Source organism: Pontibacter vulgaris (assembly GCF_022758145.1).
GTDB classification, from domain to species: domain Bacteria; phylum Bacteroidota; class Bacteroidia; order Cytophagales; family Hymenobacteraceae; genus Pontibacter; species Pontibacter vulgaris.
Genome location: NZ_JAJVDH010000006.1, coordinates 1 through 24,700, shown reverse-complemented (window position 1 = coordinate 24,700; position 24,700 = coordinate 1). Strand labels below are relative to the sequence as shown.

Sequence of the window (24,700 nt, the reverse complement as noted above, 5' to 3'; positions counted from 1 at the left end):
GCCCCGATAAAATTCAGTTATTCCCGAATGAATAAAAAATGGGCATAAAGTATAAAATCATCTATACTTATACTTGCCGCGTCTCTTGAAATTATAAACGAAAGCCCAGCTTTAAGATAAGTATATAGAGCTATAAAAATAAAGCGCCTGTGTAATAAGTACACAGGCGCTCTAAGTATGAATACTTATACCTATTACTCCACGGATAACTCTTTATTTTGAATCATCCTGTATATCGTAGATTTGCCAATGTTTAGTTTGTCTGCCACTAACAGTACGTTATTATCATATTTATTGAGAAAGCGTTGAATAATATCGGTTGTATATTCTTTTAAAGTACGCTCCTGATCCAGAAAATCCCTGACAATATGGTTTGCTGAAAAGTTTATATCCTCTTCCTGAATAACAGCTTCATCACACAAAACAGCAGCGAGCTCTACGAGGGCTTTAAGCTCCCTTACGTTTCCTGGGAAAGGGTAGGAGAGCAACTTTTGCTGAGCCTCAGCCGACAATGTTTTACGCCCCATGCCATTCTCTTTTGCAAAAGCATCAATAAAATGTTTTGCAAGTACGAGTATATCGCCACCTCGCTCACGCAGCGGCGGAAGGTTAATTGGCAGACCCAGCAAGCGGTAATAAAGGTCTTCACGGAAAGTACCTTTTTTAACTTCTTCTGCCAGGTTCTTATGTGTAGCTACAATAATACGCACATCAACAGGTATAACGGTATTACCGCCTACCCGGGTTATCTCTTTTTCCTGTAAAACGCGCAGCAATTTAGATTGTAGACTGATATCTAGCTCACCGATCTCGTCCAGGAATATAGTGCCTTTATTTGCTTCTTCAAATTTACCTAATCTGCGGGCGAGAGCTCCTGTAAAAGCGCCCTTTTCGTGGCCGAATAATTCACTCTCAATTAGCTCTTTTGGTATTGCGGCAACGTTAACAGCTACGTATGGTGTTTTCTTTTTAGGGCCATTGTAATGGATAGCCTTTGCAACAAGCTCTTTACCTGTGCCTGTTTCTCCGTTTATAGAAACTGTAATATTTGTTTTAGAAGCCTTTTCCATCATAGCGAAAACACGTTTGATAGGCTCGCTTTTACCAATTATTACATTGCTGAAATCATACTTTTGACCAATTTCTTCTTTAAGCTGATTAATCTCCTCGCGCAACGATACGTTCTCCCTGATCTTGGTAATGGTATTCCAAAGGCGTTCCGGGGTTTCCTCATCCTTTACAATGTAATCATATGCCCCTTTTTTAAGCAGGTTTACGGCAGTAGCCACATCTTCCTGCCCTGAGATTACAACTACTTGTGTATCGGGGTTTTGTTCTTTTATCTTCTTTAGTACTTCGTCGCCGTTCTTATCAGGCAGGGAATAATCAAGTGTAACAACATTGGGCCGCTCGTACATGCTGGCAAGGCAATCTTTGGCGGAATGGAATTTTTTTAGTTCGTAATCCGGATTCAGAGATAAATGGTATTCGAGTAGCTCACTATACCACACATCATCGTCCAGAATAAAGATTTTAAAGGGCGCGTTTTTCATGAAATTTGAAATACAAAGTCATTGCAGACTTTCAAAGATACAGGATAAAGCGCAGGCATTAAAAAAAGAATTAAATTAAGCAGAGCCATGTTTTAATTTCTTTGCCGTTCTATACTTAGAAGCATCTCCTAGTTTGCCGGCGTACCAATATTCTGATACTTTGCTCTTACAAACATAAAAATACCATAGCATATTAACCCAAGCGCTACAGCACCCAGTAAGTATGAACCATATGAGGCTTCCTCAAGAAATTGAAATGCCCTCTTGCTACCACCGGCTTCTGATGAATTTGCTTCTGTAGCTGCTTTCAAAAACAGGTAACCAATAATCATCCACACAACTCCACGGGCAATATAACCTACTTTTCCAGCCTTTATTAATGTTTTTTCTATTTCAGGCTTCAGGTGCATACCCTGTACATTCTTTTTATACTTGCCAGACAAAGCCCTGTAAATCTGATGTATACCTACTGCAATTGTGCCAAGCGCTACAGCGCCAAGCAGCCATTGCCCGAAAGGTTGACTAAGCAGGGTACTTGCCATCTTCTGACGTGAGTCTCCGTTACTACCGCTGCTGTTACCCATCAGTAATTTAAAAGCATAAAAAGCAAGTGTTCCGTACACAAAACCACTGAAAGCATATCCTATACGTTTACCTATGCCCTTTGTATCTGTGCCTTTATCTTCAGTATCTTTTATTGCTTGTATAAAGCGCCACAGTGCATAACAAAGCATACCGGCTGCTACCAATGCCAGCAGTATGGTACCAAAAGGCTGTTCAAGTATAAACTGGAATACACCGGTTTTACCTGCATTCTGGCGGTTTCCCCCTAGTTCAAAAGCTGCCATAAAGGCAAGTATACCTACCAGGCAATAAACTACGCCTTTAGCTATTAAACCAAAACGGGCAAATCGCTCGATCCATTCAGGTCGGGGAGAAGGAATATTCGATGCAACGGATGCTATGTTCATAAGTATAGTTCTTTTGTATATGATTGCATACACGCAGAAATGATACAAATGTTGTAGCCTTATTTATGCTACATCTGCTTAAAACGTTTGAATGCTTCTTCTTCAAGGCGTTCGCGATGATCGGGGTGGGCAATGCGTATCAGTTCTTTGGCGCGTTGGCGTAAATTTTTGCCGTAGAGGTAGGCAACGCCATATTCCGTAACTATGTAATGCACATGCGCACGTGTAGTTACAACACCTGCTCCCTGGTTAATAAAAGGGGTAATACGCGATACACCTTTAGCCGTAACAGATGGCAACGCAATTATTGGTTTGCCGCCTTTAGATAATGCAGCTCCCCGTATAAAGTCCATCTGGCCGCCAATGCCTGAGAATTGATATGTGCCGATAGAATCTGATACAACCTGCCCGGTAATATCTATTTCAATGGCGCTGTTAATGGCAGTTACTTTTGGGTTCTCTTTAATTACAGAGACATCATTTACGAAGTCGGTACTGTGCATGCTTATCAGCGGGTTATCATCTACAAAATCATACAGGGCACGGTTACCGGCTATAAATGCGGTGGCAATGCGACCCGGCAGTATTTTCTTGTACTCATTTGTGATAACCCCTTTTTCTATTAGCGGAATAATACCGTTAGAAAACATTTCGGTATGGATACCCAGACTTTTATGGTTAGTGAGGCTTTTCAATACTGCATCAGGTATACCGCCAATGCCCATTTGCAAAGTGGCTTTATCTTCTACTAGGCCTGCAACATGGCGGCCAATGGTTTCTTCCACGCTGCTTATCTTGGTGGAATAATCAACCTCCGGAATTGCTTCGTTTACTTCTACCATAGCATGAAAACGGCGGCTATGAATCAGGGCATCGCCATGGGTGCGGGGCATTTGCGGATTTACCTGCGCAATTACATACTTGGCTCTTTTTACTGCTTCGCGGGCTATATCAACTGAAACACCCAACGAACAAAACCCATGCCTGTCAGGAGGAGAGACATGAACAATAGCAACATCCAGCGGCATGATCCCCAACCGAAATAACTGCGGAATCTCGCTCAGGAAAATAGGCACATAATCGCCTCGGCCACTATTTACAGCCTCCCTGACATTTGCCGAAACAAAAAGGGAATTAATAAAAAAGGAGTCTTTATACTTGATATCGGCGCAAGGCATTTCACCAAACGTACTGATACTTACCAATTCTACATCCCGAAGTTCATGGGCACGTTCTGCCAGCTTATGAATAAGATATTGCGGGGTGGCAGCACTGCCATGTAAGAAAACCCGATCTCCGGACTGCACAATGGCTAAAGCTTCTTCGGCTGTTTTATATTTTGGAGCTATATCATTCATATTTCCTGATTTATGTAGGCTATACTTTTATTTTAGGGTTGATGTTATACTTAAAAGCGGGTGCAAGCTACAGGGTGTTGATCATGCTGCAAATGATAATTCTCAGTTCTTTTAAAGAAGTATTGCATTTTTCGATACTATCACGATTTTTGTCACACACTTGCGGTAAAACCGTACAAATGCACTTATACAAACAAAACTATGACACCACGATATTTCAATGCCTGCTACTTCTTGCTTATACTTACTTTGTTTAGTGCTTGCGTAGCCACTTCCGGCATAAGCCATACCAATACAATTCTGGCACCTAAAACAAACCTCACAAAGTATAAAACCTTTGCCTGGTACCAGGATAAACCCGCTGCAGAACCGGTATTTGATAAAGGATACAATGCAGCTTTGGATAAGAATATCAGGCTGGCAATAGAACAGGAGTTGCTCAAAAAGGGCTATCAGAAAGCTACGGGCAAAGCAGACATGTTGCTGGCTTATGATGTTAGTGTATCGGTGCCAGTAGAAAAAGATAAGCCTGAAAATTTTGCCCCTGGTTTTGGCTACAGTTATGGCTACATGGCAGGTTACCGTTATAAGTATGGCGATGCCGGTTTACCAGGTTACCGCGCCGTAGATCTGTTTAAACAAGGCACACTTATACTTGATGTAGTAGATACAAAATCGAAGCAATTACTTTGGAGAGGCTGGACAGAAGGGGCAATTGAAAACTTTAAAGCCAGTGCCGGCACCGTACATAAAGAAGTAGAAACCATACTAAATAAATTTCCGGCGGCTACAAAATAACATGGATAAAGCTCTTCAGGCAAAGTATAAATTTCAGTTAGAAAGGTATTTATACTTTGCCTGAAGAGTTATCTGCTAATAAAATTCCCGAATCTATTTACATCTGTTGGTTTACCTACTACATACACAATATCGCCTCGTTGTAATCTGGTGTGGGCATTTATGGTAAGAATAGTTTGCCCTTCGCGCTTTATGGCCACCACCATTACATTAAACCGGGTGCGGATATCTGTTTTATACAGGGGCAGGTCTACAATTGTATCATCTGTTGTAAAAATGCGCAGGCTGGCTACCTCTATATCCGGCAAATCAAGCTCAATTTTTCTGGCAGGTTCTTTAATATTCACCATACTGCGTAGCATATCATAATTGTCGGCCCTGATGCTGTTTGTAAAGGCTTCAATCTCATCGCGCGGCATCAGGTATTTTGAAAGTACCCTGGTAAATATCTCAATAGAGGTTTCAAATTCTTCCGGAATAACCTCATCAGCGCCAAGTAAAAAATTCTCTTCCATTTCCTGAAGAAAACGTGTTCTAACTATAACATGAACTTTATCGCTAATCTGGCGGATACTGGATATTATGCGCTTAGTAGCTTCGGGATCAGAAATTGCCACCACTACTACACGAGCCCGGTGGAGGTTAACATGCGTGAGAATGAAGCTATGTACAGCATCACCATAAACTATCGGCTCCCCGTTTTTGCGCTCATGTTTTACCGTAACGGCATTCAATTCTACAATTACATAAGGAATATTGGCATGGCGGGCAGCTTTAGCCACATTGCGGCCATTAATTCCGAAGCCTATAATAACAATATGGTCACTTAGGTTGTGTAGCGGATCGTTATCCGGTAAATCTGCAGGCTCAGGCTGTGTTAACTGAGGTCCTTTTACAAACCATGAACTTATACTTGAAGAAATGGGCTGGTAATACTGTATTACAAAAGGGGTTATGGCCATTGTCAGCAAAGATACCGACAGAAAATACTGATAGGCCTCCTGACTCAGTAAACCATTAAGTATACCAGTTTTAGAAAGTATAAACGCAAACTCACCTACCTGAAAAGCAGCTAATCCAACCAGTAATGAAGTACGCAAGGGGTATTGCAGAATACGGGCAGCAAATGTGGCCACCAAACCTTTTAAGATACAGGCAAGAATTGTAAATGCTAAAATATAGAGTAAATGCTCCACTAAAAAAGAAAAGTCGAGTAGCATTCCTATCGACACAAAAAAGAAACTTGTAAAAATTTCACGGAAGGGCAGGATATTGCTGGTAGCCTGGTGGCTATACTCTGATTCTGAAATAATCAACCCTGCCATAAAAGCCCCCAACGCCAGCGATAAACCGATACTGGAGGTCAACCAGGCCACGGCAAAGCATATAACCACAACCGAAAGTATAAACAGCTCTTTACTCTTGGTTTTAGCTACCAGGTATAGTAACTGTGGTACTAAATAGCGGGCACTTATCAGTACAAATACAATTACAAAAACGCCTTTCAACGCCATCCAGGCTAGCTCAGAACCAATATTTTGAGAGCCCCCAGCCATTAGCGGCGTAAGCAGCATCATGGGCACTACTACAATATCCTGGAAAATAAGGATGGCTAAAACGATTTTGCCATGCGGACTGTTAATCTCACCGCGGTCCTGCAGCAGTTTTAAAACAATGGCCGTGCTGCTTAGCGAGAACAGAAATCCTATAAAAACAGATTGGTTAAGCGGGAGGTCAGCAAGCCAGAGAACAAGCGCTACTAATAAAATGGTTAGCAAAACCTGTGTTAATCCTCCTATAAAAACTGTCCGCTTTATCATGGAAAGGCTCTTGAGAGAAAACTCCATCCCAATAATAAACAGCAACAAGATAACGCCGATCTCGGCCAGGATTTCAATGTTGTGCGTTTCCTTGATGATGCCCAGCCCGTGAGGCCCGGTAATTACGCCTGTAGCCAGAAACCCAAGTATAGTTGGCAACCTGAATCGCTGGAAAAGCAGAATTACGATCACTGCCAGACCAAGTATGATTACAATATCGGGCAGTAATGGTATTTCCATAGAAAGTTGGTTTTGAAAAACTAAAGTATAAATAATCGATTATCAGAATGCTAACAATTTTCAGAGAGTAATAAATAAGAAAATATTTAAACCTATATCATCTACCTATTAAAGCCTGCCATCCCATTCAGCCAAGAAACGATTCACAAACTCTTCCATATATTGATGGCGCTCTGCAGCAATACGCTTTGCCGTAGTAGTATGCATACGGTCTTGTAGCAATAGTAGCTTTTCGTAGAAATGATTTAATGTAGGACCGGCGCTGTTTTTATAAGCTTCGAACGAATCGTGCAGCACAGGAGGGATGTTAGGGTTGTACATTTCGCGGCCTTTGTGTCCGCCATAGGCGAAGGTACGTGCAATCCCAATGGCGCCTATCGCATCCAGTCGGTCAGCATCCTGCACAATACAACCTTCCAGACTACTCATGGCTGAAGTTGTGCCCGCACCTTTAAAAGATAACTCACTGATTATAGCACAAACAAGGTCTATAGTTTCATTTTTAACTTCATGTTTTTCCAGCCATTCACGTGCCATACGCGGTCCAACTGTTTCATCTCCATTATGAAATTTATGGTCTCCGATATCGTGCAGCAAAGCGGCCAGTTCAACTATAAAAATATCAGCCTGTTCATGTGCAGCTATACTTTTAGCATTGTTCCAAACACGCTGTATGTGCCACCAATCATGGCCTGAACCTTCGCCCGAAAGCAAATTCTTTACATATTCAGCCGTTAAATTTATCAGTTCTTCGTCTGAGTGCATTTTGCGTAGTAGATTAATTTACAGCTCAAAACTGCTGATTATACTTTAAAGCAGCAATTAAATTCTACTTATACTTTGATAGGTATAAACTAAAATCAAGAAATGCTTTTAGCTAAAAACTACATTAAGAAGCAGCTACAAAGAGAAAACAAACTACCATAACTTCAAAACACCCCAGGTTTACAAAAGAAGCCAGCAAAAACTATAATGCAACCGTTTCATTACTGTCAAAAATCGCCTGTGTTATATATAGGTTTGTAAATCAATTTATTTAGAAAGGTTTATATTTGGTTCTTCGTCTACTATACTTGCCCGATTGATGCGCTTAAAAACCATTATCCTAACATCTATTCTACCAGTACTATTTATACTTTCAGTAGCCAGCCCTGCTCAATCTCAAATCCTTAATATAGAACGTTCCCGTGTTGACAGAGATACAGTTAATTACCTTACCGGAAAGGGAGGGCTTAACTTTTCAATGTTCAACCGTAATGCTGGTAAAAACAACCCAAACAACTTCCTGTTATTAACCTTCAACGGCGATCTGGCGTACATTTCAGCCAAACACAGTTACCTCCTTTTGAATTACCTGAACTACCTGCTTATTAATTACGATTCTAAAACAGAGCGAAACACGGTAGCCAGCAACGGTTATTCCCACTTTCGCATTAACCTGCATCGTAACCGGAAACTTTCTTACGAGCTTTTCACGCAACTACAAGCCGATAAAGCCCGAGGTTTAGAATTGCGAACACTGGCAGGAGGTGGCCTGCGACTTGCCTTGCTCCGAAAAGAAAATACCAGTTTATACTTTGGCACAGGCCTGATGCACGAACACGAAGAATGGCAGGACCCGGAACAAGAGGGACGTTTACGCGTATCTGATCTGCCAAAATCTACCAATTACTTCAGTGCAAAAGTAAAATTAAACGACCACGTAAATACCGAAGGCATAGTCTATTACCAGACCGGCTATGATGGCAAAATTGACGATTGGCGTAACCGCATCAGCAACGACCTGACTCTAAATGTAAAGCTCAATAAAACACTGACCTTCCGTACCAACTTTAACTGTACCTTTGAAGATGAACCGATAGTGCCGGTAACTAAATTCGTATATGCCATATCTAACGGCATACAGGTACAGTTCTGAAAGTATAAAACTATAATTAATTAGCTCTTAAATTGTGTTACTGCCACAATAATTTGTTAATTTCACCACTTACAGTAAGGCTTAAAATTTGCCATAATATCAAATAAAGCCTCATTAAGCGACAAAGCCACAACGCATGCGTAACACCCTTTTAGCATTCTGGATACTTACAGGAGTAATTTTGTTTAGCTCCTGTGTACCACAAAAAAAACTTATCCTGCTGCAGGACAAACCACAGGTTAAAGAGCAAGGTAAAGCCGACGAATTATTAAAAACGTTTGCTCTCCAGCAAAAAGCATATTTATTAAAGCCAGGCGATGTGCTTTCGCTTAAAGTACAGAGCACAACCCCAACCGAATTTAATTTCCTGAGTGCCGGATCTACCACTTTTGGACAAACTGACCCAGTTCTGGATGGTTATACTTTGGATACCGAAGGAAATATCTTGTTACCGGCTGTAGGTAAAGTAAATCTGAACGGCCTGAGTATGCCGGATGCCCGATTAAAAGTAACCGAAGCCTTAAAACCATTCTTAACAGACCCAACCGTTAATCTGCGCCTGCTTACGTTCAGGTATACCGTACTTGGGGAAGTAACAAGGCAAGGGCAGTTTACTACCTACCAGGATAATATTAACCTGATGGAAGCAATCGCTTCGGCAGGAGGGATGAGTTCGTATGCCAATCGCGGCCAGATCAAACTTATACGATACGATAATGGCCAGGCTAAACTTTATACTTTTAGCCTTTTGAATAACCAGACTATAGCCCAGGCTAATTTTTTCCTACAACCAAACGACATGATCGTAGTTGATCCGTTGCCTGCAAAAAATATAAGAGAGAATATGCTTACTAATGTAAGCTTAGCGCTAAGCCTTATCACCACGCTCAGCTTACTGGTTTCCCGTTTTCTATAGTATCAAATTTAAATCAGCCACCACGTGAATCCGGCACCAATACAACAACAGGACACTCTTTTTGACTTACAGTTAATCCTGCAAAAGTTAAGACAATACTGGTATTTATTTCTGCTATCTGTTCCGCTGGCACTGCTGGCAGCATACATAGTTAACAGATATACTACACCGATCTATGAAGCAAGTACAACTGTCCTCATAAACGAGCCGGATAACCTCTCTAATGCACCTGTTAACTTGCTCTATGGGAAAGAATTACTTGGAGCTGATAAAAACCTGAATAATGAGTCTGTGTTACTTAAATCGAACGAGCTTGTACGTGAAACTATTGATAATCTGGATTTTGATGTCTCTTATTTTGCAGAGGGGGAAATTAAATTTACAGAAGTTTATGGTTGGAGCCCAATTAAAGTAACACTTGATACTAGTTCTACGCATGTTCCTTATGGCGTACTCATTAAATGTGAACTAAAAGAAGGCAATACATTCACTCTTTCTACAGAAAGTAACCAGGAATTAAACAACGCCTTCAAAGGTAAAACCTTCCGCTCAGGTCAACTAATAAGCACCAATGGCTTTAGTTTTACTGTAGTTAGGTATAAGCCTAACGAGCCATTCGATTTTGACTTATTTTTTAGCTTTAATAAGAAAGAAGATCTCGTAAATCATTACCGTGGGAGTTTAATTATTGCACCTATTAAAGAAACTTCTATACTTGAAATAAGCACAACGAGCGATAATACCCAAAAGGCAATAGACTTCCTGAACCAGCATGCCAAAACCTATATTGCACAAGGGCTCAAAGAGAAAAATGTTACAGCAGTCAATACCATTAATTTTATTGATGAACAATTGCAGCAGATAAGCGACTCTTTGTTTTTAGTAGAAGATAGACTTGAATCCTTTAAAAAGGCTAATACCGACCTTACTATGAGCGATGAAGGGGCTAAGACTACTGAACAGGTCCAGGAACTAGAGCGCGAAAAAGCGGCCTTGCTTATAAACGCAAAATATTTTGATTACCTCAAAAATTATATAGCTACCGGCAATATAACAGAGCGTGTAATAGCACCGTCTTCGTTCGGAGTTTCCGATCCAGTTCTAAATCAGCTAACCCAGCAATTAATAGAAGCTCAGTTGCAGCTTACTACACTGAATGAAGAAAAAACTCAAAACCCCCTTATTAATACTCAGATCCGGACTACCCGCAACAGGATAAAAGAGTTACTAGCGGGCATGTCTGAAAATGTACGAAACCTACAGCGAGTAAACCAGATAGCCATAAATGATATCAATAACCGTATCAGGCGCATGATGGGTTCACTGCAACAATTGCCGTCAGCTGAGCGCAAATTCATTAACCTTCAGCGCATGTATGAATTAAGCGAGGGCCTTTACGTGTTCCTGATGCAAAAGCGTGCCGAAGCCGGCATATCTACCGCCGCTACAGTACCAGATGCAAAGTTAGTAAATGGTGCCGCTGTAAAGGCTGTCATTTCACCTAAACCTGACCAGAATTACCTGATCGCACTATTTATTGGCTTACTACTTCCTACAGCTTATATCATTTTAAAAGAGATGTTAAACAACAAGATTTCTACTACGGAAGACCTTTCTAAATACACCACTATCCCAGTACTAGGCCTAATAGGGCACAACACGAAAGAAAAAGGCATCCTGATCGATCAAAGTCCAAAGTCAGCCTTAGCTGAAGCTTTCAGAACGGTTCGTTCTAACCTGCGCTTTATGATAAACGCACAGCAAGCGCAAGGAAAAATGTATGTTATAACCTCTTCCATCAGTGGCGAAGGAAAAACATTTTCTGCTAAAAACCTGGCTTATATTTTCTCAATTTCCGGTGAACGTACTATTTTAATAAACGCGGATATGCGTAAGCCAAACAACAATACAGATTTTGGCGTAAGCAGTGGAGTTGGTCTAAGCAATTACCTGGCAGGCTATGCCTCTATTGATGATATCGTACACCATACAATCCAGGAAGGGTTGCATATTATACCATCCGGTGAAATTCCGCCAAATCCATCGGAGCTGCTGTTAAGTAAACAAATGGCTGATCTGATTGATCTACTAAAGCAGCAATATGATAACATCATAATTGATACGCCTCCGGTAGGTATTTTATCTGATGGACTGGAACTGATGCGCATTGCTGATGCAACAATTTACATGGTACGCCAGAACTATACTTATAAAAACTTCCTGAGCAATATACAGCAGCAGTATGAAACTGGTAAAGTAGATAAAGTAGCTATTCTGTTTAACGATGTAAACTATAATAAACTTACCTATGGGTACGGTTATGGCTATGGTTACGGGTACGGCTATTATGCAGAAGACGGGCAACATCGATCAAAATGGAAGAAGCTTCTTAAAATTTAATACTGGTTCTTTAAATAATATCATAACTATATAGCGTAATTTAAGTATAAAGAGGCTATGGAAAATAATGCTTTAATTTATGTAGCCGGTCACCGGGGGATGGTAGGTTCTGCTATTTGCCGAAAATTAAAAGAAGCCGGTTTTAATAACATACTTACCCAAACATCTTCTGAGCTTGACTTACGCAATCAGGTAGCGGTTCATGATTTTTTTGAAGAAAACAAACCAGAGTACGTTTTTTTGGCGGCAGCAAAAGTAGGGGGTATTCATGCCAACAATACGTACCGGGCAGAGTTCCTGTATGATAACCTCATGATGGAAGCAAACATCATTCATGCTGCTTACAAAACGGGTGTAAAAAAACTGATGTTCCTGGGCTCTTCCTGCATCTATCCAAAACTGGCACCTCAGCCGCTTAAAGAAGAGTACCTTTTAACAGGTGCATTGGAACAGACAAATGAGCCTTATGCCATCGCTAAAATTGCCGGTATAAAGTTATGCGAAGCCTACCGTGACCAGTATGGCAGCAATTTTATAAGCGTTATGCCTACAAACCTGTATGGCTTCAACGACAATTATGACCTCAACAACTCACACGTACTTCCTGCGCTGATCCGTAAGTTTCATGAAGCGAAGGAAAACGGAAATAGCACTGTTACCGTATGGGGTACAGGCAGCCCGAGACGCGAGTTTTTATTTGCAGATGACCTGGCAGAAGCCTGCCTTTACCTGATGGAAAACTACGACGGGCGTGAACTGGTAAATATTGGAACAGGAGAGGATGTTACTATCAAAGAACTTGCCCTGCTGGTAAAAGAAGTAGTTGGTTTTGAAGGCGAGCTCGTATTCGATACCGCTAAGCCGGATGGAACTCCACGTAAATTGATGGACGTATCAAAGCTACATAGCTTGGGTTATAAGCATAAAACTGAACTTCTCGAAGGTATTTCCCTGGCTTATGCCGATTTCAAAGAGAAATATACAGCTCCAGCTCTCAGCTAGCCTTCCGGTTACGTATTCACAACGTATATATTGAAAAACATACACCTGAATTAAAGGTGCCCACAATTAAAAATTAACATTGTTCATTTAATAGAAAGGTCCCTCTTAGGAGGGGCCAGGGGAATCATAAGCCTCCCTAAATTTAACCCTTACAAGAAATAGACGATATAATGAAAACAGCATTGATAACTGGTGTTACCGGACAAGACGGCGCCTACCTGGCAGAACTATTACTAAGCAAAGGCTATAAAGTACATGGTCTTAAGCGTCGTAGCTCATTATTTAACACAGATCGTATCGATCATCTGTACCAGGATCCGCACGAAAAGAATATTAACTTTAAACTTCATTACGGCGACCTGACTGACTCTACCAACATTATCAGAATAATACAGGAAACGCAGCCTGACGAAATTTATAACCTGGCTGCCATGAGCCACGTGAAGGTAAGTTTTGATACACCTGAATATACAGCTAACGCTGATGGTATAGGTACACTTCGTATTCTGGAGGCCTTACGTATACTTGGACTTTCGGAGAAGACTCGTGTATATCAAGCGTCTACTTCAGAGCTTTATGGTTTAGTACAGGCTGTTCCTCAATCTGAATCGACTCCTTTCTACCCGCGTTCACCTTATGCTGTTGCTAAACTTTATGCATACTGGATTACGGTGAACTATCGCGAAGCTTATGGCATGTATGCCTGCAACGGTATTCTGTTCAACCACGAATCGCCGCTACGTGGCGAAACATTCGTAACACGCAAGATAACGCGCGCTGCAGCCCGCATTGCTCTTAACCTGCAGGATAAATTATACTTAGGTAACCTGGATGCAAAACGCGATTGGGGACATGCAAAAGACTATGTAGAAGCTATGTGGTTGATACTACAGCAGGAGAAACCAGAAGACTTTGTTATTGCAACAGGCGTTACAACTACAGTACGCGACTTTGTGAGAATGTCTTTTGCTGAAGTGGGTATAGATATTGAGTTCAGAGGCGAAGGCGTGGAGGAAAAAGGCTATGTTGCTGCCTGCAATAACCCTGAATACCAGATCGAAATTGGTCGTGAAGTGGTATCAGTTGATCCTAACTATTTCCGTCCAACAGAAGTGGAGCTTCTTATAGGTGATCCTACTAAATCCAACACCAAACTTGGCTGGAAACCAAAGTATGATCTGGCTGGACTGGTAAAAGATATGATGCAGTCTGACTTGGAGCTCTTCAAGCGCGATACCTACCTGATGGAAGGCGGGCATAGAGTGCTAAACTATCATGAATAAGCTTTTTTTCTTGAATAGCCAGTAAAAAAAACACTGCTTAACACATTTATACCTCAAAAGGATTCGCTAAATTTATAGCACCTTTTGAGGTATTTTTATTACGTTTTGGAATTAATCAGCTTTCGATGAAAGAACAGGATGAAGACTGGTCGCTGGTAATAAAACCCAGTTCCGGTCTTTTTGATTTACAGTTAAAGGAGGTATGGCGTTACCGCGACCTGTTGCAGATGTTTGTGCGGCGCGATTTTGTAGCGGTATATAAGCAGACTATTCTGGGACCAATATGGTTTTTCCTGCAGCCGCTGTTTACAACCATAACCTTTACAATAGTATTCGGTAATATAGCAGGTATTTCTACAGATGGCGTGCCACCACTTTTGTTCTACATGGCAGGTATTGTGGGCTGGAATTATTTTGCCGAATGCCTTAATACAACATCCAATACCTTTACGCAAAATGCGAACATCTTTGGTAAAGTATACTTTCCGAGGCTGATCATGCCACTTTCAATTATCGTTTCTAATTTGCTAAAGTTTGGCGTACAGTTTATTCTATTCCTGGTGCTGTTATCGTATTATCTTTTAGATGATGCTAATGTGCAACCTAATTGGGCAGTAATACTTGTGCCATACCTGGTGCTGTTGATGGCTGCTCTTGGTTTAGGTTTTGGTATGCTTATATCTGCCATGACTACCAAATACCGCGACCTGAAGTTCCTGGTAACATTTGGTGTACAGTTAGCCATGTATGCTTCTCCGGTTATCTACCCAATTTCTACTTTACCTGAGAAGTATAAAATTTACATATTAGCCAACCCAATGTCTGGGATTATAGAAACCTTCAGGTATAGTTTTCTGGGTCAGGGGACATTTGAATGGGCTTATTTAGGGTATTCTACTTTATTTGCTTTCGTTGTGCTAGCACTTGGTATTGTAGTGTTTAATAAAGTAGAGAAATCATTTATGGATACGGTTTAATCTTATGAGTACTGTTATTAAAGTAGAGAACCTATCGAAGCAATACAGGCTAGGAGAGTTAGGAACAGGTACTATCTCTCATGACTTAAACCGCTGGTGGCATAAAGTGCGTGGCAAGGAAGATCCATACCTAAAGATCGGCGAGGTAAACGATAGATCAGCTAAAGCTACAAGTGAATATGCATGGGCACTTCGGAATATTAACTTTGAAGTCAAGCAAGGAGAAGTATTAGGTATTATAGGTAAAAATGGAGCTGGTAAATCTACATTGCTTAAACTTCTCTCAAGAGTAACTGCTCCAACAACTGGTGCCATCAAAGTAAAAGGGCGCATTGCATCACTATTAGAAGTTGGCACGGGTTTTCATGAAGAGTTAACTGGTAGGGAAAATATTTTCTTAAATGGCGCCATCCTTGGGATGACAAAGGCTGAGATTAGAGCCAAATTTGATGAGATTGTAGCTTTCTCTGGTACTGAACGTTATATAGATACTCCTGTCAAACGTTACTCTTCTGGAATGAGGGTAAGACTGGCCTTTGCTGTAGCAGCACATCTCGAACCTGAGATTCTAATTGTAGACGAAGTATTAGCTGTTGGTGATTCTGAGTTTCAAAAAAAAGCGCTTGGTAAAATGCAAGATGTTAGTTTAAAGGAAGGAAGGACTATTCTATTTGTAAGTCATAATCTTGCTGCAATAAAACAGTTGTGTTCTTATGGAATCCTTTTAAAAAATGGAGAGTTAAATTTTGAGGGTAATATACCAGACATATTAGAAAAATATCAAACTACCAACATAATAAAAGAAAATGATGGAGTCCGTCATACTATTCCTGATACTGGAAAAGGATATTTTAGAAAATGGATCATAAAAAAAGTGTCTGAAAATAATGTATCTGATAACTTTTCAATATTTACTGGTGAACAGTTGACTTTTTCATTCCATTTTACCTCTTATACATCTTTAGAAAATGTTGAATTAGGCTTAGTTGTCAGAGATACAAGTGATTATATTATATATTCAACAAATAGTAGAGATTATGGTGGAAATTTCTTCAAAATTGAAAAAGGTGATTATATTTTTGATATAAATACTAGACTAGCTATTAGGGCTGGCCAATATAGTATTGATATTATACTTGTTAGCAATAATATTGTTATTGATCAATGGCTATCTTATACCCCTTTGAATGTATTAAATAATTATAGCTCTGTTCTAGGTGGAAAATGGCAAGGTATCATATGTGAAGCCTCAAGTTTTAATTATGAAAAAGAAAATTAGAAATTTCATAAGAAACATCATTGTAGAAGTCCTTGACGAAAGAGAATTATGCCATGATATACATCATAATCCTTATTGTTTAGATTTTTCTGAAGGAGCAAAGCTTGAAAAGCCATTTAGAATCGATAATGGTTTTAATATACGAATAGGAAAGAATTCTTATATAGGAAAAAACTCATGGTTGGGAGTATTCCAGGCACTAAATTCAAATCGAAATCCAATTATAGATATCAAGGATAATGTTTGTATAGGTAATTATGCTTGCATAACTGGTATAAAGAAGATAATTATAAATGATAACACATTAATTAGTGAGTACTTTTATGCTTCTGATCATACACATGGTTTCGATCCTTCTATAAATACTCCTCCTATTCAGCAGGATCTATATTCAAAGGGAGAAGTTAATATTGGTGCTAACTGTTTTATAGGTTATAGAGTATCGGTACTACCTGGAGTATCGATAGGTAAAAATTGTGTAATAGGGGCACATTCAGTAGTCACAAAGGATATTCCAGATTATTCAATTGCAACTGGAGTTCCAGCAAAAATATTAAAAAAATACTCTTTCAAGCAAGGTGCTTGGATAGATTATCCAGTAAAAAATATATGATAGAATGTTCAGAATATTTAAATCTAAAAGTCCAATAGAGTTAAAACTTAACAATATTGGAATTTCTTTGAAGGAGTATAATCATCTAAAAACAATAAACAAATCAGTAATAACAGAAACAAAAATATTCGATAAACCCATTCTTATCTCCCATCCTTTTTGGTATACACACAGTTTAGATGAACTCTTTATTGAAGAAGTTTATAAATTTAAAACTTCAATAAAAACACCTTTAGTAATAGATTGTGGAGCTAATTGGGGATTAAGCATTTTATACTTTAAGAAATTATATCCACAAAGCAGAATTATAGCATATGAAGCAGATCCCAATATATATAAGCTTCTTTCTAATAACTTAAAACAATTTGCTTTTGAAAATATAGAAATTTATAATACTGCAATTTGGAATGAAGAAACAGATTTACCTTTTTCGGTTGATGGAGCTCTCGGTGGAACAATTTCAACATTAGGAATAAATACAGAGAATCAAGTTAACATTAAATCTATTAAGCTATCTTCAATTTTAAAGGAGGAAAAAAGAGTAGATTTTTTAAAAATTGATATAGAAGGAGCTGAATACGAGGTTTTAAAAGAATGCTATGAATCACTCTCAAATGTAGATAGAATTTTTGTTGAATATCATAGTAACCCTTCAAATGAACAAAAATTGGATGAAATTTTATTCTTTTTAAGAAAGTCAGGTTTTAGGGTATACATAAAAGAAGCGTGGGAAAATATGAAACATCCGTTCGATAAAAATGGGAATTTATATTATGATCTTCAATTAAATATTTTTGGCTATAGAGATAAGCCGTTAAATAATTTATTAAGCTACAAGTAAATATATATCCTTTATGACTATAGCATTTACACTTTGTTCAAACAATTATTTAGGCGCAGCAAAAGTTTTAATAGACTCTTTAAAAATATACCATCCTGAATTCCATATTTATATAGGATTAGTAGACAAGATTGATAAACAAATAGATTATCAATCTCTTGAATGTAATATAATTCTAGCTGAAGATATTTATTTACCTGAAAATATAGAATCTCTTTGTCAAAAATTTAATATAGTAGAGTTAAATACAACAGTAAAGCCATTCTTTTTTTCTCATTTCTTTAACATATTAAATGCGGATAAAGTTGTATATCTTGATCCAGATATACAACTTTTCTCACCGATGGAAGAAGTATTATTGGGCTTGGAAAAGGCAATGATTACATTAACTCCTCACATGCTCACACCCGTTGATGATAATTTTGGTCCGAATGATTACCACATACTTCGTACAGGAATATTCAATTTAGGTTTTGTAGCATTATCAGAGCATAAAGAATTAAATTGTTTTCTTAATTGGTGGGGCGACAGGTGTCTTAAGTATGGTTATCGTAGAGATGATCAAGGTATGTTCTACGATCAGATATGGATAAATTACATCCCGGCTTTCTACGAATCATATTATATAATTAGGCACCCAGGGTACAATGCAGCTAATTGGAACCTACATGAAAGGCATTTTAAAATGGATAATAATTCTGAATGGGAAATTAATAGCCTTTTTAAGTTAATTTTCTTTCACTTCAGTCATTTTGATGTTAATAAACCAGAAAGGATAAGTATCTATAATAATAGGTTTAACTTTAACAACAGACCAGATATTGCCCCACTTTTTGAAAACTATCAACAAGCTCTTCTAAAAAATGGGAGCATCTTTTTCAAGTCATTAGTTCCATATTATAAAACAAAACATGAAGAAGCAATAGCAAAAAGAAATAGCAATAACGTACAATTAAGTTTCAAGCAAAAGCTAAAAAGAAAGGTAATAACGATATTTAATAAACATCTTTTATTGAATTGTTTGTAGATGTTTTATAAAGAATGTTGTGATAAATTTATTCTAACTAATATTATAAAGAAGTGCTAGCTGAAGTAAAAGAAGGATTTTCAATTGTCATATGTACTTATAATGGAGAATCAAGATTAGAAGCTACTCTTCTCCATATAAGTTTACTTGAAATTCCAGAAGATATATCTATTGAATTAATTGTAGTAAATAATGCCTCAAAAGATAATACAATTTCTTTCGTTAAGTCTTGTTGGGAGAAATTTGGTAATCCTTTTACGCTCAAAGTAATAGATGAGTGTAGACCAGGAAAAGGCTATGCAATTGAAACTGGTTATGACAGTGCCAAATACTCATTTATCCTTACTGCAGATGATGATAATTGGCTCGATCCCAAATATTTAGTTAATGCTTATTCAATCTTTAAGAATGACCCTGAGATAGGCATTTTACAAGGTCACAGTACCGGGGTATTTGAAACCCAACCACCAATTTGGATTGAAAATTTCTTTTCATATTTCATAATTGGAAGTCCAATAAAGGAACCAGGTTATTTTAATAAAAACAATTGCTGGGTATGGGGTGCTGGTATGATAATAAAAGCATGCGATTGGTACTATATTAGATCATTAGGATTTTCAACTCTTACTAGTAAGATTCCAGGTAAAGCTGCGGGAGAAGATAATGAAGTTGCTATAGCAATATTAATGCTTGGTAGAAAAATATACTATTCTGATAGATTAAAGTACAAGCATTACATGCCAAAAGATAGGGTTGAGTTAGAAAAGTTAAAAAATAATTTTGAAACTTTTGGTTATGTTACATATCATTTCTTATTGTACGCTATAATATTTGACTCATTTAAAAAAGGTTATAATATTAACTTAATTACCATACATAGAAAATTTTGGAAATTCTGGTATATGCGTATACATAGATTTACACTTAAACAACATGTTGCTTACTGGATAGTTCCTCTCAAAATATTGAATAGATATAGGCCTAATGAAGTAATCTATCAATTAGAAATTCAACAATATTTTTCATTGATGAAGTGGTATATCAAGTTGAATCTAAAATCGCTTACTAACCTTAGAAGGTTAAAGGTTTGGATGTGGCCACTACTTAAAAAGAATTCAAATCATTTCAAATTAATGTTTGGTATCTGAAAATTCTTTATTAATCAAATATGAAAAAAGATACCATGTTATCTGTAATAATCCCTTGCTATAATTCTGGTTTATACCTACCAGAGGCTATAGCAAGTATTAGTTTATACAAAAATAAATATCCACATGAAGTTATAGTAGTTGATGATGGATCTACTGATAGCAATACATTAGAAGTATTAGAAAAAATAAAATTATTAGGATATATAGTTATCCGTCAAGAAAATCATGGACCAGCTTCAGCAAGAAATACTGGAGTACAATTTTCTAAGGGAAAGTATTTATTGTTTTTAGACAGTGATAATAAAATTAAAGCTAATGGTATTGATGATTGTATTGAAATTTTAGAGAGTAATCCTGAAATAGGAGTTGTATATGGTAATCCTAATTTTTTTGGAGACTCAACACAACCTCGTTTTATCCCAAAGGAATTTAATTTGAAAACACTTCTTATCGATAATTATATTGATGTATGTTCTATAGTTAGAAAAAAAGTATGGGCAGATATTGGAGGCTTTGATGAAGAGAAATTTCTTATAGGTATTGAAGATTGGGATTTTTGGATAAGAACTGCTGCTGCTGGTTGGAAATTTTACCATAAAAACGAGATCTTGTACGACTACAGAATCCGACATGATTCAGTAATTGTAAGTGGTAAACAATCAAGTAGAGCAACAAAAAGATTAGAATACTTTTATTCTAAACATGCGCAACTACTCCTCAAAAATTATAAAGATTTGCATCACATATCTAATATATACAAAAATGATCGGGATAGGCCCTTACGATCTTTTTTTAAATATATGTATTATAAAATGTGTAATAAATCTGTATAATATGCATAAGGTTTAAAAAGTCTTGATATCACATAAACATAATTTTAATATTAGCAAATGGTTTCAGTTATAATTCCAAATTATAATCATGCAAAATATTTAAATCAAAGAATTGACTCGGTTTTAAATCAAACTTTTTCTGATTTTGAGCTTATTATTTTAGATGATAATTCAACAGATAACAGTAGAGAGATTATAGAATCTTATCGGAATCATCCCAAAATAAGTAAGGTAATATATAATGAAAAAAATAGTGGTTCTGTGTTTAAACAGTGGGAGAAGGGAGTTTTACAAGCTAAGGGTGATTATATTTGGATTGCTGAAAGCGATGATTGGGCAGATCTATCTTTCTTAGATAAATTGACTACTGTCTTACAAGTAGATCCAAGTATAGGTTTAATATACTGTAATTCTAATATTATTATGGAAGATGATGTTCAAAACATTTTAACATTTTCTAATTTAAGAAATCATAACTATAATACCGACAAGTGGAGTAGAAGTTATATACTAGAGGGCACTAAAGAAATTCAGGAAAATCTGATTCAAAGCTGCACTGTAAATAATGCCAGCGCTGTCCTTTTTAGTAAGAAAGCATTATTAAAAATTTTCCCTCTAGATAAAGATTTTAAATATATTGGCGATTGGTACTGCTACCTAAGGATATGCAAAGACTATAAAATAGCTTATTTAAATGAGACGTTAAATTTTTATAGAGAACATTCTATAAATGCATCTAAAAATTTGGCTAGTGGATTAAGATATGTTTTAGAATACACAATATTGTTTGATTGGATATTAAAAAACTTAAATTTTATTGATAAAAACGTTTTAGCAGATGTTTACCTTAAGTATGCAATCCATAATGGTTTAAGAGCCTGGAACTTACCTAAGATTAAATTATACCTAAAGCTTTATAAAATTAACCCGTACTTATTTACTCTTCTATTTAAAGACAATATTATAAAGCCTATCAAATGTAAGACCAAAAACTTAGTAAGCAAAGTTAAATAGAGCATATACTAATGCAACTCATGTTTTTTACTTCCTCTTATCCATATGGTACTGGGGAAACGTTCATTGAAAATGAAATTGCTCACCTTTCTGAAGCCTTTGATAAAATTTTAATTTTCCCCTTAATAGCATTTGGTCAGCCTCGTACTTTACCAGATAATGCTGAGGTAGTGCAGTTGGAAGTAAGTAAGTCAAGATGTTTGCCTGCTATTCCTACTATAAGTGTTATTCAAGAAATAGTTTATTTTGTTAAAAAGAAATTATCAAATGAAATAAGTTTTGAGCAAATACGGTATCTGATAAGCTATACTAAAAATTTATTAGCAAGAGAAAAACTTGTAGAGAGTTGGTTAAAAATAAACAAAATAAATACTTCAAGTATCTTTTATAGCTATTGGACTGATGAATGGGCTACTATTTTAGCTCTATTAAAAGAAAATGGATTAATTACTAATTTTTACTCCAGAGTGCATGGATTTGATCTTTATGAAGAAAGATCAGACTACGGATTTATTCCTTTCAGAAACCTACAATTAAAGCATGTTAGTAAAATTAGTGCCGTTTCTATTGCCGGTTATAATTATCTACTAAAGAATTATCCTTTACTTGAAAAGAAAATTTTTATGCACCGGCTTGGCGTATCAGATAATGGAATAGGCCCTTTCAATGAAAATAACTCTTTTACCTTATTATCGTGCTCTAATGTTATTCCTTTAAAAAGGGTTAATCTCATAGTAGAAATTCTTTCATACGTTAAATTACCTTTAAAATGGGTACATTTTGGAGATGGTCCACAGCTGAATGAAATCAAAGAATTAGCTAAAGACTTACCCAAAAATATTTCTGTGGATTTTAAAGGAAGTATTGCAAATAAAGAAATAGTAGATTACTATAGACAAAATCAAGTTAACCTTTTTATAACAACAACAGAATCAGAAGGTGGTTGTCCAGTTTCAATACAAGAAGCTATAAGTTTTGGAATTCCAACTATGGGTACTAATGTAGGAGGAATCCCAGAGATTGTAAATTCCTTAACAGGAATACTTATACAAAAAGATTTTGATCCTAACCTAATCGCTGATCTCATCAACAATTTTTCTGATTCTAAATATAATACATTAGAATTCAGGAAGGGCGTCAGGTATTTCTGGGAACAGCGTTTTAGAGCTGATAAAAACTTCAAAAAGTATATCTCAGACATACTATTAAGTTGAAATTAAAAACTAATATTTAAGAGTTACAACTCTAGTTCTAAAAAAGTAATTAGATGTAAAATTTCCTGCAAATTTTTAGTTCATTTATCCTATCAACTAATTATTTAATGAAAATAAATAATATTTTATCAGAAAGAAAGAGTGTTTTAATATTATCATACTTTTTCCCACCACACCCCAGTATTGGAGGAAGGAGATGGGCTAAGTTTAGTAAATATCTATATAGGAATAACATTGAGATTTCTGTTTACAGCCAAAGGCCCTTTTTAAATCATTCAAATAAAGTTTCTCCATGGTTGAACGATACATTTGAGTATAAAGATAAAATACAATATTTCGATCTATTTTATCCTAGTGTTATAAATAAAGATGAATATTCTTTTATTGATAAAATCTATTATAGGTTAACATTACTGTATTTGAAAGCAAAATTTAAGGGTAATATTTATGACCCAACTCTTTTTGTTAATGAAGATTTTTTAAATCAAATCAGAAATTCACTAACTAGTAATAAATTTAAAAATGTAATTGTTACTGGAGGACCTTTTACATGGTTAACTGATATTATAGATTTAAAAAAAGAATTTCCACACATTAAGTTTATAGTTGATTTTAGAGATCCTTGGTGCAATAATTTGCAAAGCTTTGGGTATGCTGAATTATCTAAAAGTAGAATGAATTATGAATTACAATTAGAAGCTAAAGTTGTTAGATCATTTGATATAATAATTAGTGTATCAAAAGAAATGAATACTTACTTTATAGATAATTATAGTTTAAATCTAAATAAGTTTATAACTATACCTAATGGCTACGACAAAGATGATTATGCTATAATAAAACAATCTATAACTAATCATGAGACTCTAAGGTTTATTCATGCTGGAACACTTTTTGAAAAAATCGATTATATTTTCAAAGAATTAGTCGATGCACTTGATCATTTAAGAGATTATAATAAAGAAATATATAATATAATTAGGTTCGATTTTTATGGGGATGTACCTAAATATTTTTTAGACGCTACAAAACATCATAAAAATATTGTATACCATGGAGTTGTTCCTTTAGATGAAGTATATAAGAGTATTTCTACTTCTGATGTATGTATACTATTTCTTACAAAAGGCTTAGGTTATGCTCTAATAACGAAATTCCATGAATATATTTCTCAACAGAAAACCTTAGCTTTATTTTCTGAACGCTGTTGGACGAGTAACTTTATTCAAGAACATAATCTCGGATACTCATTAACAGAGGGTGGTGTTTATAATGGCTTGATTGAAATCTATTCTGATTGGAAAAATAAATCTCTAAAGCAAAATTTAGAATTTGATTCATCTGAATTCGATATTGAAAATTTAGTGTATAAATTAATAGAAATTTTAGACTAAAATAGCTTATATGAGAATCCAGATGGTCGACCTACAGGGTCAATATCATAAAATAAAGCCTGAGCTCGATGCTGCGATTACTGAAGTACTTGAAACGA

The 24,700-nt window shown here is 36.6% G+C and carries 21 protein-coding genes; 16 read left to right on the top strand and 5 right to left on the bottom strand.

Translation table 11 applies throughout. The annotated features are described in order from the left end of the window. Positions 1-194: 194 nt before the first annotated feature. The 3 genes from LWP20_RS14555 to LWP20_RS14545 all read right to left on the bottom strand — a co-directional run bounded on the left by LWP20_RS14555 (position 195) and on the right by LWP20_RS14545 (position 3,882). Positions 195-1,553: a sigma-54-dependent transcriptional regulator gene (locus LWP20_RS14555; protein WP_242928898.1), complete on the bottom strand. Its 1,359-nt coding sequence runs from the start codon at positions 1,551-1,553 to the stop codon at positions 195-197. Between the two features lie 128 nt (positions 1,554-1,681). Further along, positions 1,682-2,524 (bottom strand): DUF1206 domain-containing protein, encoded by an 843-nt coding sequence (locus LWP20_RS14550; RefSeq protein ID WP_242928897.1) that lies wholly within the window; start codon positions 2,522-2,524, stop codon positions 1,682-1,684. Between the two features lie 68 nt (positions 2,525-2,592). Then, complete coding sequence (locus tag LWP20_RS14545) at positions 2,593-3,882, bottom strand: acetyl-CoA hydrolase/transferase family protein (protein WP_242928896.1); 1,290 nt, start codon at positions 3,880-3,882, stop codon at positions 2,593-2,595. 201 nt (positions 3,883-4,083) lie between these two features. Between LWP20_RS14545 and LWP20_RS14540 the strand changes: the two genes are divergently transcribed. Further along, a complete protein-coding gene (locus tag LWP20_RS14540; RefSeq protein ID WP_242928895.1) occupies positions 4,084-4,680 on the top strand; it encodes a DUF4136 domain-containing protein in 597 nt (198 codons plus the stop codon). A gap of 68 nt (positions 4,681-4,748) precedes the next feature. On the opposite strand, the gene LWP20_RS14535 is transcribed toward LWP20_RS14540, so the two are convergent. Both LWP20_RS14535 and LWP20_RS14530 read right to left on the bottom strand, forming a co-directional pair. Next, positions 4,749-6,740, bottom strand: coding sequence for a monovalent cation:proton antiporter family protein (locus LWP20_RS14535; protein WP_242928894.1), 1,992 nt, complete (start codon positions 6,738-6,740; stop codon positions 4,749-4,751). A 108-nt stretch (positions 6,741-6,848) separates the two neighbouring features. Then, entirely contained in the window at positions 6,849-7,505 is a 657-nt protein-coding gene (locus tag LWP20_RS14530) for an HD domain-containing protein (RefSeq protein WP_242928893.1), read from the bottom strand. Positions 7,506-7,983: 478 nt separating this feature from the next. Here LWP20_RS14530 and LWP20_RS14525 point away from each other — a divergent pair, with 478 nt between their 5' ends. From LWP20_RS14525 to LWP20_RS14455, 15 genes are all read left to right on the top strand, one after another. Further along, positions 7,984-8,658 (top strand): DUF481 domain-containing protein, encoded by a 675-nt coding sequence (locus tag LWP20_RS14525; protein WP_242928892.1) that lies wholly within the window; start codon positions 7,984-7,986, stop codon positions 8,656-8,658. A 136-nt stretch (positions 8,659-8,794) separates the two neighbouring features. Beyond that, positions 8,795-9,574 (top strand): polysaccharide biosynthesis/export family protein, encoded by a 780-nt coding sequence (locus LWP20_RS14520; RefSeq protein ID WP_242928891.1) that lies wholly within the window; start codon positions 8,795-8,797, stop codon positions 9,572-9,574. Positions 9,575-9,598: 24 nt separating this feature from the next. Beyond that, on the top strand, positions 9,599-11,974 hold the full coding sequence (locus LWP20_RS18405; RefSeq protein ID WP_242928890.1) for a GumC family protein: 2,376 nt from the start codon (positions 9,599-9,601) through the stop codon (positions 11,972-11,974). A 57-nt stretch (positions 11,975-12,031) separates the two neighbouring features. Then, a complete protein-coding gene (gene fcl / locus LWP20_RS14510) occupies positions 12,032-12,976 on the top strand; it encodes a GDP-L-fucose synthase (RefSeq protein WP_242928889.1) in 945 nt (314 codons plus the stop codon). Between the two features lie 170 nt (positions 12,977-13,146). Further along, positions 13,147-14,259 (top strand): GDP-mannose 4,6-dehydratase, encoded by a 1,113-nt coding sequence (gene gmd, locus LWP20_RS14505; RefSeq protein WP_242928888.1) that lies wholly within the window; start codon positions 13,147-13,149, stop codon positions 14,257-14,259. A 125-nt stretch (positions 14,260-14,384) separates the two neighbouring features. Beyond that, the gene (locus LWP20_RS14500) at positions 14,385-15,236 is read left to right on the top strand and encodes an ABC transporter permease (protein ID WP_242928887.1); all 852 of its coding nucleotides are present in this window, start codon (positions 14,385-14,387) and stop codon (positions 15,234-15,236) included. Between the two features lie 4 nt (positions 15,237-15,240). Then, positions 15,241-16,515, top strand: a complete 1,275-nt coding sequence (locus LWP20_RS14495; protein WP_242928886.1) for an ABC transporter ATP-binding protein — start codon at positions 15,241-15,243, stop codon at positions 16,513-16,515. Then, positions 16,499-17,128, top strand: coding sequence for an acyltransferase (locus tag LWP20_RS18270; RefSeq protein ID WP_262914613.1), 630 nt, complete (start codon positions 16,499-16,501; stop codon positions 17,126-17,128). Before LWP20_RS14495 ends, LWP20_RS18270 begins: the two co-directional genes overlap by 17 nt. A gap of 4 nt (positions 17,129-17,132) precedes the next feature. Further along, positions 17,133-17,969 (top strand): FkbM family methyltransferase, encoded by an 837-nt coding sequence (locus tag LWP20_RS14485; RefSeq protein WP_242928885.1) that lies wholly within the window; start codon positions 17,133-17,135, stop codon positions 17,967-17,969. Positions 17,970-17,982: 13 nt separating this feature from the next. Next, the gene (locus LWP20_RS14480; protein ID WP_242928884.1) at positions 17,983-18,996 is read left to right on the top strand and encodes a glycosyl transferase; all 1,014 of its coding nucleotides are present in this window, start codon (positions 17,983-17,985) and stop codon (positions 18,994-18,996) included. A 53-nt stretch (positions 18,997-19,049) separates the two neighbouring features. Continuing rightward, positions 19,050-20,144, top strand: a complete 1,095-nt coding sequence (locus LWP20_RS14475; protein ID WP_242928883.1) for a glycosyltransferase — start codon at positions 19,050-19,052, stop codon at positions 20,142-20,144. Between the two features lie 20 nt (positions 20,145-20,164). After that, entirely contained in the window at positions 20,165-20,980 is an 816-nt protein-coding gene (locus LWP20_RS14470; protein ID WP_242928882.1) for a glycosyltransferase family 2 protein, read from the top strand. Positions 20,981-21,037: 57 nt separating this feature from the next. After that, on the top strand, positions 21,038-21,994 hold the full coding sequence (locus LWP20_RS14465; RefSeq protein ID WP_242928881.1) for a glycosyltransferase family 2 protein: 957 nt from the start codon (positions 21,038-21,040) through the stop codon (positions 21,992-21,994). A gap of 11 nt (positions 21,995-22,005) precedes the next feature. Continuing rightward, positions 22,006-23,208 (top strand): glycosyltransferase, encoded by a 1,203-nt coding sequence (locus tag LWP20_RS14460; protein ID WP_242928880.1) that lies wholly within the window; start codon positions 22,006-22,008, stop codon positions 23,206-23,208. Between the two features lie 107 nt (positions 23,209-23,315). Next, positions 23,316-24,602, top strand: a complete 1,287-nt coding sequence (locus LWP20_RS14455) for a glycosyltransferase family protein (protein ID WP_242928879.1) — start codon at positions 23,316-23,318, stop codon at positions 24,600-24,602. Positions 24,603-24,700 lie beyond the last annotated feature (98 nt).